The sequence below is a fragment of the Micromonospora sp. NPDC005710 genome (assembly GCF_040630995.1).
Lineage (GTDB): Bacteria > Actinomycetota > Actinomycetes > Mycobacteriales > Micromonosporaceae > Micromonospora.
In genome coordinates this window covers 57,453-73,876 of record NZ_JBEXYP010000012.1, presented here as the reverse complement: position 1 = coordinate 73,876, position 16,424 = coordinate 57,453, and the positions used below count along the sequence as shown (strand labels likewise).

At 71.7% G+C, this 16,424-nt stretch carries 13 protein-coding genes; 6 read left to right on the top strand and 7 right to left on the bottom strand.

Annotation, left to right across the window (positions count from 1 at the left end):
- Positions 1-6 precede the first annotated feature (6 nt).
- A complete protein-coding gene (locus ABZ406_RS17955; RefSeq protein ID WP_357762502.1) occupies positions 7-744 on the top strand; it encodes an ABC transporter permease in 738 nt (245 codons plus the stop codon).
- A gap of 94 nt (positions 745-838) precedes the next feature.
- Entirely contained in the window at positions 839-1,603 is a 765-nt protein-coding gene (locus ABZ406_RS17950) for a VOC family protein (protein ID WP_357762499.1), read from the top strand.
- A 221-nt stretch (positions 1,604-1,824) separates the two neighbouring features.
- On the opposite strand, the gene ABZ406_RS17945 is transcribed toward ABZ406_RS17950, so the two are convergent.
- The 4 genes from ABZ406_RS17945 to ABZ406_RS17930 form a co-directional block, all read right to left on the bottom strand.
- Positions 1,825-2,649 carry an ABC transporter ATP-binding protein gene (locus tag ABZ406_RS17945; RefSeq protein ID WP_357762496.1) on the bottom strand — a complete coding sequence of 275 codons (825 nt, stop codon included), beginning with the start codon at positions 2,647-2,649 and terminating at the stop codon, positions 1,825-1,827.
- Positions 2,646-3,716, bottom strand: coding sequence for an iron ABC transporter permease (locus tag ABZ406_RS17940; protein WP_357762493.1), 1,071 nt, complete (start codon positions 3,714-3,716; stop codon positions 2,646-2,648). Before ABZ406_RS17940 ends, ABZ406_RS17945 begins: the two co-directional genes overlap by 4 nt.
- A 13-nt stretch (positions 3,717-3,729) precedes the next feature.
- Positions 3,730-4,659, bottom strand: a complete 930-nt coding sequence (locus tag ABZ406_RS17935; protein ID WP_357762490.1) for an ABC transporter substrate-binding protein — start codon at positions 4,657-4,659, stop codon at positions 3,730-3,732.
- A 355-nt stretch (positions 4,660-5,014) separates the two neighbouring features.
- On the bottom strand, positions 5,015-6,895 hold the full coding sequence (locus ABZ406_RS17930; RefSeq protein WP_357762487.1) for a M14 family metallopeptidase: 1,881 nt from the start codon (positions 6,893-6,895) through the stop codon (positions 5,015-5,017).
- A 210-nt stretch (positions 6,896-7,105) separates the two neighbouring features.
- Between ABZ406_RS17930 and ABZ406_RS17925 the strand changes: the two genes are divergently transcribed.
- A complete protein-coding gene (locus ABZ406_RS17925) occupies positions 7,106-8,443 on the top strand; it encodes a C39 family peptidase (RefSeq protein ID WP_357762484.1) in 1,338 nt (445 codons plus the stop codon).
- Positions 8,444-8,530: 87 nt separating this feature from the next.
- On the opposite strand, the gene ABZ406_RS17920 is transcribed toward ABZ406_RS17925, so the two are convergent.
- The 3 genes from ABZ406_RS17920 to mqnE form a co-directional block, all read right to left on the bottom strand.
- Positions 8,531-8,848 carry a DUF4229 domain-containing protein gene (locus ABZ406_RS17920; protein ID WP_357762481.1) on the bottom strand — a complete coding sequence of 106 codons (318 nt, stop codon included), beginning with the start codon at positions 8,846-8,848 and terminating at the stop codon, positions 8,531-8,533.
- A 73-nt stretch (positions 8,849-8,921) separates the two neighbouring features.
- Positions 8,922-9,362 (bottom strand): hypothetical protein, encoded by a 441-nt coding sequence (locus tag ABZ406_RS17915; protein WP_357762479.1) that lies wholly within the window; start codon positions 9,360-9,362, stop codon positions 8,922-8,924.
- 23 nt (positions 9,363-9,385) lie between these two features.
- Positions 9,386-10,555, bottom strand: coding sequence for an aminofutalosine synthase MqnE (mqnE, locus tag ABZ406_RS17910; RefSeq protein ID WP_203174799.1), 1,170 nt, complete (start codon positions 10,553-10,555; stop codon positions 9,386-9,388).
- A gap of 239 nt (positions 10,556-10,794) precedes the next feature.
- Here mqnE and ABZ406_RS17905 point away from each other — a divergent pair, with 239 nt between their 5' ends.
- The 3 genes from ABZ406_RS17905 to ABZ406_RS17895 all read left to right on the top strand — a co-directional run bounded on the left by ABZ406_RS17905 (position 10,795) and on the right by ABZ406_RS17895 (position 16,358).
- Positions 10,795-12,375 carry an NlpC/P60 family protein gene (locus ABZ406_RS17905; RefSeq protein WP_357762476.1) on the top strand — a complete coding sequence of 527 codons (1,581 nt, stop codon included), beginning with the start codon at positions 10,795-10,797 and terminating at the stop codon, positions 12,373-12,375.
- A gap of 114 nt (positions 12,376-12,489) precedes the next feature.
- The gene (locus tag ABZ406_RS17900) at positions 12,490-14,199 is read left to right on the top strand and encodes a hypothetical protein (RefSeq protein WP_357762474.1); all 1,710 of its coding nucleotides are present in this window, start codon (positions 12,490-12,492) and stop codon (positions 14,197-14,199) included.
- Positions 14,200-14,552: 353 nt separating this feature from the next.
- A complete protein-coding gene (locus tag ABZ406_RS17895) occupies positions 14,553-16,358 on the top strand; it encodes a DEAD/DEAH box helicase (protein ID WP_357762847.1) in 1,806 nt (601 codons plus the stop codon).
- Positions 16,359-16,424 lie beyond the last annotated feature (66 nt).

Below are 16,424 nucleotides of genomic sequence, written 5' to 3'. Positions count from 1 at the left end.
GCGACAGTGCAGCTCGCCCTGGTCCACGCCCGCTACCAGCTCCTGGAGATCATCCGGATCCCGGTGGCCGTCTTCGGCAGCGCCTTCTTCCCGGCCGCCGCCATGATCTTCTTCGTGGTGCCGTTCGCCGGTGACGATCCGGTCGCTGCCACCTACGCCACCGCGTCGATGGTCACCTTCTCGGTGATGAGCGCCAACATCTTCCAGTACGGCGTCGGTATCGCCGAGGACCGCGACCAGCCCTGGAACCCGTACACCCGAACTCTGCCGGCTGGGCCGGCGCCACGGTTCGCCGGCCGGGTGCTGGCCGGCCTGGCACTCACCTATCTCTCGCTGATCCCGGTCGTGGTGATCGGCGCGACGCTGACCGCGGCCCGGATCACCCCGGCGGCGTTCCTGCTGGCGCTCGGCACGGTGGCCGTCATCTCGGTGCCGTTCACGCTGATGGGGCTCGCCATCGGCTACTCGCTGCCGAGCAAGGCGGCGATCGTTGTCGCGCAGGTGGTCTTCCTGCCGCTGGCGTTCGGCGGCGGCCTGCTCTCCGCGCCGGGCGATGCCCCCGGGTTCATCGAGACGATCGCCCCGTACCTGCCCACCCGGGGTGCTGCCGAGCTGATGTGGGCGGCGGTGGCCGACTACACCGTGCAGCCGCTGGCACTGATCATGCTCGGTGTCTGGGTGGTGCTGCTCGCCGCGCTCGCCGGCTGGGCGTACCGGCGGGACGAGGGTCGCCGGTTCAGCTGACGATTCGTCCGTTTCCGCCCCGAGGCGCGGCGGGACGGTGCCAGGATTCCGGCAGGGGGCCGCCGTGGCCGCCCGGGCCGAGAGGGGTCTTGACGTGAGCACCGTCCCGCCGGGTACGCCCTGCTGGGCCGACCTGGCCACCCCGGACCTGACCGACGCGCGGCGTTTCTATCCGGAGCTGTTCGGGTGGACCGGCCAGGTCACCTCCGAACCCGAGGCGGGTGGCTACACGGTCTTCCTGCTCGACGGCAAGCCGGTGGCCGGCGCCGGCCCGCCCGCGATCCCGGACCAGGTTCCGATCTGGTCGACGTACCTCGCCACCGACGACGCCGAACTGGTCGCCGGCCGGGTCGAACGGGCCGGCGGGCAGGTGGTCGTGCCACCGTTCGAGGTCTTCGACAGGGGCTGGATGGCGGTCTTCGCCGACCCGGCCGGCGCCACGTTCAGCGTCTGGCAGCCGCTGACCATGACCGGTGCCGAGGTGTTCAACGTGCCGGGCGCCATGAGCTGGAACGAGCTGGTCACCCCCGACCCCGAGGGCGCGAAGGTCTTCTACGAGCTGGTGTTCGGCTGGCAGCCCGACGACCAGGCGGTGGGCGCCATGACGTACACCGGGTGGCGGCTCGGGACGCAGATCGTCGCCGGGATGATGCCACCGCTGGCCGACGACTTCCCGGCCGACCTGCCCGCGTACTGGACCGTGTACTTCGCGGTGGCCGACGCGGACGCCGCCGCGGCCCGCGCCTCCGAGCTGGGCGGAACGATCCTGGTCCCGCCCCGCGACATCCCGGCGGGCCGCTTCGCCGCCCTCCGCGACCCCCAGGGCGCCCTCTTCTCCGTCATCGACCTGGGCCCCTGACCCGCCACGAATCCGCGCCCCCGCCCGCACGCCCGGACTTGATCTGGTGGTCGACACTGTTGCGTCAGGGCTGTGGTTGGCGGGTCAACCCGTACTGGCTGGAGCGTGTGTCGAGCGGGAAGATCGCGCCGATCTTGCAGTTTCGGTCGTCGACATGAGTGGAATGCCGGTTGTGTCGCGACAGAAAGTGCAAGATCGCCGGCGGGTCGAGGCGTCGGGAACTACGTGTTGGCGCGGGTGGGACGGACGGGGATCACCAGGGGGCCGTGGGTGCCGGGGACCACCCGCACGCTGGCCCGGTAGTGGGTGGCGAGCAACTCCTCGGTCAACACCTCGGGCGGAGTTCCGGCGGCCACCACCTGACCGGCGGCGAGCATCACCATCCGGTCGGCGTACTCGCCGGCCAGGGAGAGGTCGTGCATCGTGGCCAGGACGGTCAGGCCGTGCTCGCGGCGCAGCTGGTCGACGACTTCGAGCACGTCCTGCTGGTGGCCGATGTCGAGCGCGCTGGTCGGCTCGTCGAGCAGCAGCAGCGTCGCGCCCTGGGCGAGCGCGCGGGCGAGGAACACCCGCTGCCGTTCGCCGCCGGAGAGGGTGGCCAGTTCGCGACGGTGGAAGTCGGCGAGATCCAACCGCCCCAGCACCTCGTGCACGGCCTCGATGTCGGCGGCCGACTCCCGGCCCAGGGTCGGTATGTACGGGGTGCGGCCGAGCAGCACGTAGTCCAGCACCGCCATGCCGGGCGGCACCACCGGGGACTGGGCCACCGTGGCCACTATCCGGGCGCGGTCCCGACGGCGCAGCGCGGCACTCGGCGTACCGAACAGGGTGATCGCCTTCGGCGCGGGCAGCAGGCCGCCGACGGCGCGCAACACTGTGGACTTGCCGGCGCCGTTCGGGCCGATCACAGTGACCCACTCGCCGACGGCGACGGTGAGGTCGACGCCGGTCAGGATCGGCGTACCGCCGAGTTCGACGTGCAGCCCACGCACCTCGACGGCCGGCGCACCGGCGGCCGGCGCACCGGCGGCGTGTTGGCTGCTCACGTGAGCACCCGCCGGGCGGTCCGCAGGACAAGGACGAAGAACGGGCCACCCAGCAGGGCGGTCACCACTCCGATGGGCAGCTCGGACGGAGCGGCGACGGTGCGGGCCACCACGTCGGTCAACGCCAGGAACGCGCCTCCGAACAGCAGTGACATCGGCAGGATCACCCGGTAGCTGGAGCCGGCGAGCAGCCGGACGGTATGCGGCACGATGATGCCGACGAAGCCGATCAGGCCGGTCGCGGAGACCGCCGCGGCGGTGCCCAGGGAGGCGGCGGCGATCAACAGGTAGCGGGTGCGCTGCGGGTGCAGGCCCAGGCTCCTCGCCTCGTCGTCACCGACCGCGAGGACGTCCAGCTCACGGCGGTGCAGCAGCACCACCACAGTGGTCAGCGCGGCGTACGGCAGCACCAGCAGCACGTCGTGCCAGCCGGCGGTGGCCAGCCGGCCGAGCAACCAGGAGTAGACCGGCTGGATGCTGTCGGCGTGACGTTGCAGCAGGTACGTCTGCCCGGCGGAGAGGAACGCGGACACCGCCACGCCGGCCAGGATCAGCATCGCCGGTGACCCGCGTCGCCCGCCGGCCGCCCCGAGCACGTAGGTCATCGTGACGGCGAGCAGGGAACCGGCGAACGCGGCGATCGGAATGGTCATCGGCAGCCCGGAGAGCGACCCCTGCCGGCCGGCGCCGCCGAGGGCGATCGCCGCGGTGACTGCGAGGCCGGCGCCGGCGGCCACCCCGAGCAGGTACGGGTCGGCCAGCGGGTTACGGAACACGCCCTGGTAGCACCCACCGGCGAGGGCGAGCAGACCGCCGACGAGCAGGCCCAGCACCACCCGGGGCAGGCGCAGCTCGGTGACGATCGCGATCTCACGCTCGGTCAGCCCACTGTCGAGGTGCACGCCGGGAAACAGGTTGAGCAGCTCGGCGGCGACGCTGCCCGGGGGGAGACTCACCGGGCCCAGCGACACTCCGACGACGAGCGCGACGAGCACCGCGAGCAAACCCACGACCAGCCACCGCTTACGCAACCCGGCGGGCCGGGCCGCAGACAGCGGCCCGGTCACCGACTGGTGACTGTCACGCGGGCACCTTGGCGACCGCGTCGATGATGACCCGGAGCAGGTCCACGACCCGCGGGCCCCAGCGGGAGGCGATGTCGTCGTCCAGGGCGACCACCTGGTTGTTCTTCACAGCGGTGAGGCCGGCCCAGCCGCTGCGCGCCTTCACGGTGTCGGCGCTCTGCTGGCAGCACTTGGCGTCGGCCAGAAAGACGAAGTCCGGGTCGGCCTTGACGATGAACTCCTGCGACAGCTGCGGGTAGCCGAAGTTCTTACCGTCCGCGTCGGCGGGGTCGGCGATGTTGGTCAGGCCGACCTGGCTGTAGAGCGAGCCGATGAAGGTCTTGCTGGTGGCGCTGTACAGCTCCGGGCCCAGCTCGTGGAAGTAGGTGAGCTTCTCGGCGCGCTGCGGCAGGTCCTTGACCAGCTTGGCGATGTCGTCCTTCATCCGGGTGGTGACGTCGGTGGCCTGGTCGGCGTGCCCGGTCAACGTGCCCAGCTCGGTGATCTGCCGGTACGAGTCGTCGAGGGTGACCGCCGCCGGGGTCTGGTACACCGGGATCTTCAGCTTGCCGAGCTGCTCGACGATCTTGTTGCGGTCGTCCGAGAGCACCACGAGGTCGGGGTTCTTACCGGCGATGGCCTCGGCGTTCGGCTGGAAGGCGGAGAGGTCGGTCTTGGGCACGTCGGTCGGGTAGTTCGACTGGTCGTCGACGGCGGTGACCTGCGGGCCGGCACCGATAGCGAACAGCATCTCGGTGGCCGTGGGCGACAGCACGACGATCTTCTCGGGGCGCTTGTCGAGGGCGAGCGCGCCGACGGTGACCGGGTAGGCGGCGGCTGCGGTGCCGGCGCTCGGCGTGTCGTCGGCCTTCTCGGCGCAGGCGCCGAGGGCGAGCGCGGCGACCGCGAGGGTCGCCGCGAAGAGCCGAGGGGTACGTCTGAACATGTGGGCCTCCTGTCGGTCGAGGAGTGTGGTGCTTCGCCGACAGGGACTTGCGTACGCCCGCCCACGAGGCGCCCTTCCTCGAGAGCGCGTATCGCGACCGATCCGTAGGCGACCTGGCTCGTCCCCACCTGACGGTGGGGCATCACAGTTGCGGGACAGCGCCGGGATGAGCACCGGCTTCGCTGCGGACTGGTCGGTAAGACCGTAGCGCACCGCCAGGACGTGCCGGATCGATCACGCTGCGATCGGCGCTCGACGATCGACGGGACCTCCACGCCGTGGGGATATGTTCCTTATGTGGAGACTCGGGACCGGGTGGCGGGGCCCCGCCGGGGCGGAGCGGGGCCCCACCCGATCAGGAGGACGTGATGGTGACGTTGTCCACAGCCGCCTCCACCAGGCTGGCTCCGGATGCGTCCGCCGCCTCGACGAGCACGCGGACCGACTGGCCGGCGTACGGGGTGAGGTTGAGGTTGGCTACCGCCCAACTCCCGTTCCGGTTGCTGGCCGCGCCGCTCTGGGTGAGCAGCGCTGTGGTGCCGCCGTTGTGCACGACGCTCACCCGCAGGTAGTCCGCCGACGACGCGTTCGAGCCGTGCGCCAGGTACCAGGCGAGCGAGAGGGTGAGCGTGCCTGACGACGGCAGGGTCACCGCCGGGGACCGGGCGCTCGTCACGCCGCCGTCGACGTCGTAGTCACCAGCCGCCGAGCCGGCCAGCCGGCCGGTGACCAGGTCGTTGGACCCGGCGTACGGGGTGAGCTGCTTGGCGCCGGAGGACGTGGTCGCCTGGGCGGCACCCCGCTCGAACGCGCCGAGCGTGGCGGTGTCGGTGCCGGACGGGTTGATGGTCCAACCGGTGGCGGTCTCGAAGGTGTCCGACCAGACGGTGGTGCCGCCACCGCCGCCGCAGTATTGCGCCTGCTTGCCGATCGCCCGGTACGGGCAGTCGGCGTACTCGCTGAGGATCAGCACCGCCTCCCGGTTGCGCGAGGTCTGCGCTCCGATGACCTCGTCGGGCGGGTAGAAGCCGCCGCCGCCGGACGAACCCGGGTACATCTCGAAGGTGTACGCCCAGATGTTGTGGGTCGCCCACATCCAGTCGAGGCTGTCCCCGTCGGTGATGTACAGGTCGCTGGACTGTTCCGGCGTGTAGTTGTTGGTGGCCGCCATCTGCTGTCCGATGGTGGCGAAGGTGCTGTACTGGTCCGCGTTCATCCCGGTCGCGGTGTTCGCGGTGGTGTAGCCGTACGGCCAGAGCACCAGCTCCGAGTACGTGTGGAAGTCGATGTTGGCCTTGATCTGCTGCACCCCGCCGACCACCCGGCCGTTGACGAAGTTGCGCAGCGCCTGCGTCTCGGGCGCGGAAAATGCCGACGGGCCCCGGTAGGTCTCCGACGAGGTGGTGCCGGACGAGCCGCCGCAGCATCCCCAGTTGTAGGACCAGTTGCGGTTCAGGTCGGTGCCGACGTTCGACGAGCCGCTGTTGGGCTGCCGGTTCTTGCGCCAGGACCGGTACGAACCGGTGGCGATGTCGTACTCGCTGCCGTCCGGGTTGACGGTCGGCACGATCCAGAGCTCCCGGCCGTTGACGATGTTGGTGATCCGGGAGTCACTGCCGTAGTTGTCGGTGAAGAGGTTGAGCAGGTAGATCGCCATCTCGACGGTCAGGTGCTCGCGGGCGTGCTGCTGGGAGTTGAACAGGATCTCCGGCTCGCTCTCGTCGGTGCCGACGTTGTCGGAGATCTTCACCGCCATCAGGTCGCGGCCCTCGTACGACGAACCGATGCTGATCTTGCGGGCGATCGCCGGATGGTCGGCGACGACCTGGTTCACGACGGCGGTCAGTTCTGCGTAGTCGTGGTAGTTGGAGTCGGCCGGCGGGAAGGCCAGCGTGCCGAAGTCGTCGGCGCCGCGCTCGGCGTTGGGGGGCGGGGCGAGCGGTTCCAGCCGGAAGCCGAGCTTGCCGATCGCGGCGGCCTCGGCCGCGGTGGCCGAGATGTGCAGCACGCCGTGCTCGGAGTAGTCGATGGCGGCCCCGGTGCGGGCCACCGCGTTGCGGTCGGCGAGGGTCCGGGGCCCGAGCACCCGGTAGCCGGCCGCGGCGGCCGGCTCGGCGGTGCGGTCCGGTGCCGGTCGGGCGGCGACCGGACCGGCGGCGACGGTGACGATGCCCAGCCCGGTGACGACAGCGAGCACCAGGACACGGCGGAGAGGAATGGGCGTGCGGAGGGCCATGGACTACCTCCTCGATGGGCGGGAGATCCCGCTCGGTGAAGGACACTTCACCACCTGTCACATGGTCATATCAATATCGATCGTTGCGTTAGGCATCCCAAGCGGATCATCACGGCGACAATGATTTTCCACCTGTCAACGTCTGGCGAAACTTCCCGCCAGGCGGAAAACTGACCAGCGACGATGCCCCCTCGACACCGCGGAGCACCAATGGCCAGATCCCGCCTGCGCGCGGCCGCCCTCGCCGGCGTCACCACGCTCACCCTGCTCACCAGCGCCGCGCCCGCACTGGCGGCGCACCCGCCCGCCCCCGCCCACGACGAGCAGATCACCTACCAGGACTGGTCCGGGCCCGCCGACTGGCACCGGGGCAGCCGGGCCGGCACCCGCGTCGTGCCCGGCGCCCGAGCGGGCGTCACCCTGGCCGGCCCGGCCGGCACCACCGAGTACGCGGACCCGCACACCGGCGTCACCCGCACCTGGGAGTACGGCACCTGGACCTCGCCGGTGACCCGGATCGGGTTCGACGCCACCGAGCTGATCGCCTCCTGGAACGCGGAGACCCCCGCCGGCACCTGGATCCAGGTGGAGATGCAGGGCAACTACACCAGCGGCGACCAGACCCCGTGGTACGTCCTCGGTCGCTGGGCGTCCGGCGACGCCGACATCAAACGGACGAGCGTCGACAGGCAGGGCGACCCCTTCTCGACGATCTGGACCGACACGTTCAGCATCGACGACGCCACCGCCGGGGTGCTGCTGCGGTCGTACCAGCTCAAGCTGACCCTCTACCGGGCACCCGGCCAGGCCGCCGCACCGGTGGTCCGGATGCTCGGCGCGATGAGTTCCACAGTGCCGGACCGGTTCACAGTGCCGCCGAGCGCCGGGCACATCGCCTGGGGCGTCGAGCTGCCGGTGCCGCGCTACTCGCAGAACGTGCACGCCGGGCACTACCCCGAGTACGACGGCGGCGGCGAGGCGTGGTGCTCACCCACCTCGACGGAGATGGTCGTCGAGTACTGGGGTCGCAGGCCGTCGACCGACGACACCTCCTGGGTGGACCCGACCTACCCCGACCCGACGGTCAACCATGCCGCGCGGATGACCTACGACTACGCGTACGACGGCGCGGGCAACTGGCCGTTCAACACCGCGTACGCGGCCAGCTTCCCCGGGCTGGAGGGCCGGGTGACGCGGCTGCACTCGCTGGACGAACTGGAACGCTTCATCGCCGCAGGCATCCCCGTGGTGACAAGTCAGTCCTTCCTCGCCAGCGAGCTGGACGGGGCGAACTACGGCACCTCCGGGCACCTCTTCGTGGTGGTCGGCTTCACCGCCGACGGCGACGTGATCGTCAACGATCCTGCCTCGTCGAGCAACGACGTGGTGCGCAACGTCTACAAGCGCGCGCAGTTCGAGCAGATCTGGCTGCGGACCAAGCGCACGAACGCCAGCGGCGGGGTGTCCGGCGGCTCCGGCGGCATCGCCTACCTGATCAAGCCCACCACAAAAACCTGGCCCAAGGTCCCCGGCTCCACCAACTGGTAACCCCCTGCGCGCCACCCCACCCCCAGCACGGGGTTGATCAAGAGGTTTGCGTCACTGGAGCCCGTCCTGGTGACGCAAACCTCTTGATCAACGCGGGGAGTCGGGGGCCTGCGGATCGGGGGTTGGGGTGGGGGTGGGGGTGGGGGTGGGGGTGGGGTCCTGGTCTTCGCCGGCTAGGGCGGAGCGGAGGCGTTCCTTCTCGGTACGGCGGCGCTCGGCCGCTTCGGCGATCTCGCCGGCCATCTCGTCCCGCCAACCGCGCAGCAGGAAGAAGGAGAGCGCGGCGGAGAACACCAACGCCAGCATCAGCTTCAGGAACACGTTCATGTCGACCAGCCAGAGGCCCGCCAGCACGGCGACGAACAGCCCGATCCGGCCCAGCGTGTACTTGAGCGCGGCGCTCACCCGCACCACTCCGTTCTCTCCGTCGCCCGCCACTGCCAGCGGAAGGATCGAGCCGCCCGGCGGGCGGTCGTGGTCAGCCGGTCCGGCGGGCCAGCCAGCGGACACCCGGGAACCAGAGGACCGCGTACGCCACGGTGAACGCCCCCGCCGCCAACGCGCCGGACAGCAGCGGCGGCAACCCGGCGCCCAGACCGGCGATCAGCAGCCCCGCGAACACCCCGACGGCGGCGGCGACCACCGCCGCTGCCACCCGGGCCGCACCGAACTCCCAGGCCCGGAAGTCGTCCCAGAACAGCCAGGCCGGCAGGATCACCGCCAGCCAACCGTTCGTGTGCCCGAAGTCGCCGGCGCCGATCGAGGCGAACGCCCAGTCGAACAGCACCAACGCGAGCGCGCCGATGACCAGGCCGGCCAGGCACACCCCGAGCAGGTCGCCCAGGGTACTGATGCGCCCCTCGGCGTCCCGGCGGGGAAACCCGCCCCGCTGCTGCTCAGAACCTCGTTGCTCGGTCATCGACTGCGAGGGTACGTGGTGGCTCAGGCCCAGACCTGCTGCGGCTCGGCGCGCCGCTCGGCCAGCGACGGGGCCTTGTCGTACTCCCGGACCACGTTGTAACGGGTGTCCCGCTCGACCGGCTGGAAGCCGGCGTCCCAGATCAGGTGCAGCAGGTCGTCACGGTGCATGGTGTTCGGGGTGCCGTACGAGTCGGCGTCGTGCGTGATCTTGTATTCGACGACGGAGCCGTCCAGGTCGTCCACGCCGAAGTTGAGCGACAGCTGGGCCACCGACAGCCCGTGCATCACCCAGAAGTTCTTCACGTGCGGCACGTTGTCGAACAGCAGCCGGGAGACGGCGAACGTCTTCAGCGACTCGGCCGGCGAGGCCATCGTGGTGCGCGCCTGGATCCGGTTACGGATCTTGCCGTCCGCCGAGTCGACGAAGTCGTGCTGGTAGCGCAGCGGGATGAAGACCGCGAAACCACCGGTCTCGTCCTGCAACTCGCGCAACCGCAGCACGTGGTCGACGCGGTGCCGGGGCTCCTCGATGTGGCCGTACAGCATCGTCGCCGGGGTCTTCATGCCCTTGCTGTGCGCCAGGGCGTGGATGCGCGACCAGTCTTCCCAGTGGCAGGCGTGGTCGACGATGTGCTGCCGGACCTCCCAGTCGAAGATCTCCGCGCCACCACCGGTGAGCGACTCCAGGCCGGCGTCCATCAGCTCGTCGAGGATCTCGTCGGCGCTCAGGCCGCTGATCTTCTCGAACCACTGCACCTCGGTCGCCGTGAAGCACTTCAGCTTGACGTTCGGCAGCGCCGCCTTCAGCTCGCGCAGCACCTTCGGGTAGTAACGCCAGGGCAGCGTGGGGTGCAGGCCGTTGACGATGTGCAACTCGGTGAGCTGCTCGTCCTCCATCTCCTTGGCCTTACGGACCGCCTCGTCGATGCGCATCGTGTACGCGTCCTTCTCGCCCGGCTTGCGCTGAAACGAGCAGTACGCGCAGGACGCCGAACAGACGTTCGTCAGGTTGAGGTGCCGGTTGACGTTGAACATCACCCGGTCGCCGTTCAACTCGGTGCGCTTGTGGTGCGCCAGCCGCCCCAACCAGGTCAGGTCGTCACTCTCGTAGAGGGCGACCCCGTCCTCCCGGGTCAGCCGCTCACCGGCGTACACCTTCGCTTCGAGCTCACGCTTGAGTCCGGCGTCCATGGCACGTCCCTTCCACCTGCGGTCCGGATCGAGCGTACGTCGCGGTGCCGACAGGTCCGGCGGCACGGTCGCCGGCAGCGACCCACTTCACCAGACTCTCAGGCTCCCGTAACCCGGCAACGCATCGACAAGGGTGTCGAGGTGCGGTAGTAACAAGGTGGGGCGGAACACACACACTGGTACCGTCCCGACGGTCGCGCCCACCGAGCGCGGCGACGAGCAGTCGGACGGGGAGCGGCATGGTCTACAGCGGGCGCGGGCGACGGCAGCGACGACGGAGCCCGGTGATCTCGCCGGTTCTGCGACCGAAGCTCTGGGCCGCCCTGCTCGGCGCGATCGCCGCGGCCGTCCTGGCCACTCCCGCGTACGCGGAGCCCGCCCTTCCGACCACGGTGCCGGACACCGGCTCACGCCCGGCGGTCACCGGGTCGCTCCAACTGCCCGGCGGCGCACCGGTCGCCGGGGCTCCCGTTCCGCCGGTGGTCACCATCGGCAACGGCCCGTTGGCCGCCGCGATCTCCGCCGGCGAGGTTCAGGTGGGCGCGCTCGGCGAGGCGTTGCTGGTGAGCCGGCAGAAACGAGTCGACGCGCAGGCGCAGGTCGACGCGGCCGGCAAGGCGCTGGCGACCGCGCAGGACGCCCTGCTCCGGGCCCAGCAGACAGCCGACACGGCCGCCGGCGAGGCCATCAAGGCAGCCGCCGCGCTGCCGCCGGGCGACCTCGCCCAGGACATCCGTGGGCTGAGCCGCCTTCAGGCGATCAGCCGTGGCGAGAAGGTCGACGGCGGCACCACCGGTGTGGCCGGGGAGTTGTCCCGGGCCCGCGCCGGCGAGCAGGCCGCGTACCAGAAGCACTCCGAGGCCAAGACCCTGCTCGCCACCGCCGAGGTGGAGTTCACCACCGGCGAGACGGCGCTGCGCGCCGCCGAGGCGAGCCTGCTCAAGCTCCGCCGGGACAACGCCGCCGCGCTGATCCAGATCGAACGTCAGCAGGAAGCCGCCGAGCAGCAGGTCGGCGCCGGCTACGTCTCCAACCAGAACATCAGCGGCATGGCCGCGCACCCGCGGGCACTGGCTGCCGTCCGGTACGCGCTCGCCCAGCTCGGCGACCCGTACAAGTGGTCCGAGGAGGGGCCGGACCAGTTCGACTGCTCCGGCCTGATGTGGGCGGCGTACCGGTCCCCGGGCGCCGACTACTTCGACCTGCCCCGGGTCTCCCGCGACCAGTACGCCGCCACCCGTAACCGCACCGTTTCGCAGAGCGCGCTGCTCCCCGGCGACCTGCTCTTCTTCGCCTCGGGCAGCAGCTGGACGACGATCCACCACGTCGGCATGTACATCGGCAACGGCAAGATGGTGCAGGCGCCCACCACCGGCGACGTCGTCAAGATCTCGGTGGTCGGCTGGAGCCGGCTGTACGCCGCCACCCGGGTGATCGGCGCGGTGCCGGCACCCGTCGTGACCGACCCGACCCCGCCCGTCTCGACCCCGAAGCCGCCGACCTCTCCGTCGCCGACGCCGACGAAGACCACCAAGCCGACGCCCACCCCGTCGCCCACCAAGCCCACCGAACCCACCAGGCCGACGCCGACGCCCACGCCGACGCTGACGACCACGCCGACGCCGACCGGCAGCAGCACGCCGAAGCCGCCGGTCACCCCGAGCAGGACCCCGATCAAAACCCCCAGCAACCCCCCGACGACCCTGCCCTCGGCACCGACGAGCGCGCCGACAAGCATGTCTCCGACCACCACGCCGAAGGCCAGCACGAGCGCGACGGGTACCAGCAGCGCGACCGGCAGCCCCAGCACCGCAGGCTGATCCGCCACGACCGGCTCCGGCTGTCCGCTCGGGAAGATCTGTGGCACCGTGACAACCAGGCACATCCGACTCGACGTCACGGGTCCGGGTGCGAGCATGGCGCGGAGGGCGGAAATGGCCGAGCAGAGAGATCCGGCGGAGACTGTCGACCCTGTGGTCGACCAGGCCGGCCCACCAGGGCCGGAGACCGTCGACCCGGTGGCCGTCAGCGTCACCAGCCCGGCCGGCACCGACGCGCGACCCACCGACGGCAGCCCGGCCGGCAGCGACGTGCGCCCCGTTGACAGCGACTTGGCCGTCAGCGACGCCAGCCCGGCAGAGTCTGGTCCGGCAGGCAGTGACGCCAGCCCTGCCGTCAGCGACGCCAGCCCCGCCGTCAGCGACGCCAGCCGGGCTGACAGCAACCCGGCCAACGGCAGCTCGGCAGGCAGCGGCACGGCGACGGTCGCCGCGTCCGACGCCGGTCGCGACGAAACGGCCGACGACGACGTAGCCGCCGACGACGACGTACCCGTCGGTGTCGACGCCGCTTCCGACGACCCGGACGCCGCCTCGGACGTCTCCGCAGCCGACGCCGGGAAGTCGACAGCGGTCGACGCGCGCCCGGGTCAGGCCGCCGCACCGGTACGCGCCCGCGCCACAGTGGTGACCGCCGGTGCTCTCCGCAGTGACCTGCCGGCCAGCGCTCCGGTCACCGCGACCACCTATCGTGCGACCGGCTCGACCAGCCCCGCCGAAGTGTCGTTGCCCGGGCAGCGGAACGACTCCCCCGCGCCGGCACGGGCCAGCGCCACGGTTCCGAGCAGCAGCCGGGGCACCGCCAGCGCCCTGGGCACCCCGGATCGTCGTGAGAGCGCGCCCGCCGTCTATCGAGCCGCGCCGGTGGGCGCCGAGCCGTCTCAGCCGTCGACTCCGGAGCCGGAGCCCACACCACCCGGCCCCGGGCCGACCCAGCCGCCACCCCCGGAGCCGGAGCCCGCTCCCGCCCCGGGTCCGTACCCGCCCGGTCCCACCCCGAGCCCTCGGCCCACGCCGCCGCCCGGTCCGGTTCCGCCCGTTCCCGGCCCGCCCATCCCACCGCCGTCGCCGGTGCCGCCCATCCCGGGCCCGCCGTCGCCGCCCGTGCCGAGCCCGCCGCTGCCACCGCCCGGCCCGCCGGTTCCGGCACCCCCGGCCCCACCCGGCCCGATGCCGGCACCGCCGTTTCCGCCGCCGCCGGCGATGTACGACACGCCCGGGGTACGAGCATCCGCGTCGGTTTCCGCACCGCCGGCCGGGTGGACGTCCAGCGCTGCGGCGACCCGCCCGACGTCCGGCGGCGGATGGACCGGAACGGCTCCCTCCGCGCCACCGGTGGTGCCCGCGCCGGCGCTGCCGGCCTGGCCGCCGTCCACCGCCGGGTCGCTCTCGTCGACCCGGAACAGCACCGAGACCCCCCGCCTGACCGCGCCGCCGAACAGCCCACCTGCGGGTTCCGCCGGCCGGGTCACGCCCAGCGCCCGCGGTGCGGGGCACGACATCGGCACCCGTGGTGGGCGGCACGACGGCGGCACCGATCTGGCCGGCACCGTCTACGGAGGCGGCGAGGGGGTCGGCTTCACCACCATCGCGATCCCCGCCAACGCGGTGGAGACCTCCGGCTCGTTGACCGGGCACATCCTGGCCCAGGGCTGGGCGGACACGCCTGCCGAGCGGTCCAGCAACGCCCGGGTGATGATCGTCCTGGCCGCCGCTCTGGGGCTGCTCGTGGCGATCAGCGTGCTTGTCGTTCTGCTGGCCGGTGACGCCCTGGACGGTCTGGTCGGCAGCGTGCTCAACGGGTGAGCCAGCGAGTGGCGACGATGGTGAGTCCGCCCACTACCGTCGTTCAACCGGCTGGCGGGTTCGCCAGACCGCCGTACACTGGCTGAGATCACTGACCCGGCGCGCGTGGTGTGCGCCCCTGGGCGATCTTGCGGGCGATCCGGCGGTACAGCCGCGGCAGGCCATCGCGAAGATGCGCCCCGCTCGAAAGGTTTTTGTTGACCACCTCCGCTGACTCCAGCACCGTTACGTCCGTTTTCAACTCAGTCCCGGCGGCCGACACCGCCCGGGAGCAGCTCGACGTCCCCACGAGCGAGGCCGGCACCGCGCCGGCAACGACCGCGCAGGCCGAGCCGACCGAGACCGCCGAGCCGATGAGCTTCGCCGCTCTCGGCCTGCCCGAGCCGCTGGTCCGCGCGCTTGCGCAGCAGGGCATCACCAGCCCGTTCGAGATCCAGCGGGCCACCGTTCCGGACGCGCTCGCCGGCCGCGACGTGCTGGGCCGTGGGCAGACCGGTTCGGGTAAGACGCTCGCCTTCGGTCTGCCGATGATCGCCCGGCTGGCCAAGCGCAACCGCGCCCGGCCGATGCACCCGCGCGCCCTGGTCCTGGTGCCCACCCGCGAGCTGGCCATGCAGGTCAACGACGCCCTGGTGCCGCTGGGCAAGTCCGTCGGCATCTTCCTCAAGACCGCCGTCGGTGGCGTTCCGTACGACCGTCAGATCGACGCGCTGCGCCGCGGTGTGGAGATCATCGTGGCCACTCCGGGCCGGCTCGGCGACCTCATCGAGCGGGGCATCTGCCAGCTCGACGACGTCGAGGTCACGGTGCTCGACGAGGCCGACCAGATGGCCGACATGGGCTTCCTGCCCGAGGTGACTCAACTGCTGGCGAAGACGCCCGCGAACGGTCAGCGGCTGCTCTTCTCGGCCACTCTGGACGGCGACGTCGACACGTTGGTCAGGCGGTTCATGACCGACCCGGTCACCCACTCCACGGCGCCGTCCACCGCCTCGGTGTCCACCATGGACCACCACATGCTGTTGATTCCGCCGCACGAGAAGTTCCCGGTGGCGGCCTCGATCGCCGCCCGGGATGGCCGGACCATGGTCTTCGCCCGTACCCAGCTCGGGGTGGACCGGCTGGTCGAGCAGCTCGCGGCCGTGGGCGTCCGCGCCGGTGGGCTGCACGGCGGCAAGACCCAGCGGATGCGCACCAAGACGCTCGCCGAGTTCCGTGAGGGCCGGATGAACGTGCTCGTCGCCACGGACGTGGCGGCCCGGGGCATCCACGTCGACGGGGTCACTCTGGTGTTGCACGTCGACCCGCCGAAGGACCCCAAGGACTACCTGCACCGCGCGGGGCGTACCGCCCGGGCCGGCGAGTCGGGTGCGGTCGCCACGTTGGTGCTGCCCAAGCAGCGCCGCACGACCCTGGCGATGATGGAGAAGGCCGGCGTCGCGCCGGAGGAGACCCGGGTCCGGGTTGGGGACGCGGCGTTGGCCGAGCTGGTCGGCGCCCGGGAGCCCAGTGGCGTTCCGGTCCGCGTCGAGGCGGAGCCCCGGGGTTACGGTGACCGCTCCGGCGGTTCGCGCCGGTTCGACGACCGGGCCGGGGGCCCGCGTCGGTTCGGTGACCGCACCGGGGGCGAGCGCCGCTACAGCGACCGCCCGCAGGGTGGTGACCGGCGCTTCGGTGACCGCCCGCAGGGTGACCGGCGCTTCGGTGACCGGCCGACCGGCGAGCGGCGCTTCGGCGACCGGCCGCAGGGTGACCGGAGCTACGGCGACCGGCCGCAGGGTGACCGGAGCTACGGCGACCGTCCCCAGGGCGAGCGCCGCTACGGTGACCGGCCGACCGGCGAGCGGCGCTTCGGCGACCGGCCGCAGGGCGACCGGAGCTACGGCGACCGCCCCCAAGGTGACCGGAGCTACGGCGACCGGCCGCAGGGCGAGCGCCGCTACGGCGACCGCCCCCAGGGCGACCGGAGCTACGCTGACCGGCCGCAGGGCGACCGGCCGCAGGGCGACCGGCGCTTCGGCGACCGGGACACTCGGGGTGGTTTCCGCCCGGAGAGCCGGGTCCGGGACGACCGGCCGCGTGACGACCGGCCCCGCGAGGACCGCCCGCGTGACGATCGGCGCGGTTTCGGCGGGCGACCGGCGGCGCGTACCTACTGATCTGATCCACCGAACGCCGTCGTGAAGCCCAGGCTTCGCGGCGGCGTTCGCGCATGCGCTGCCGAT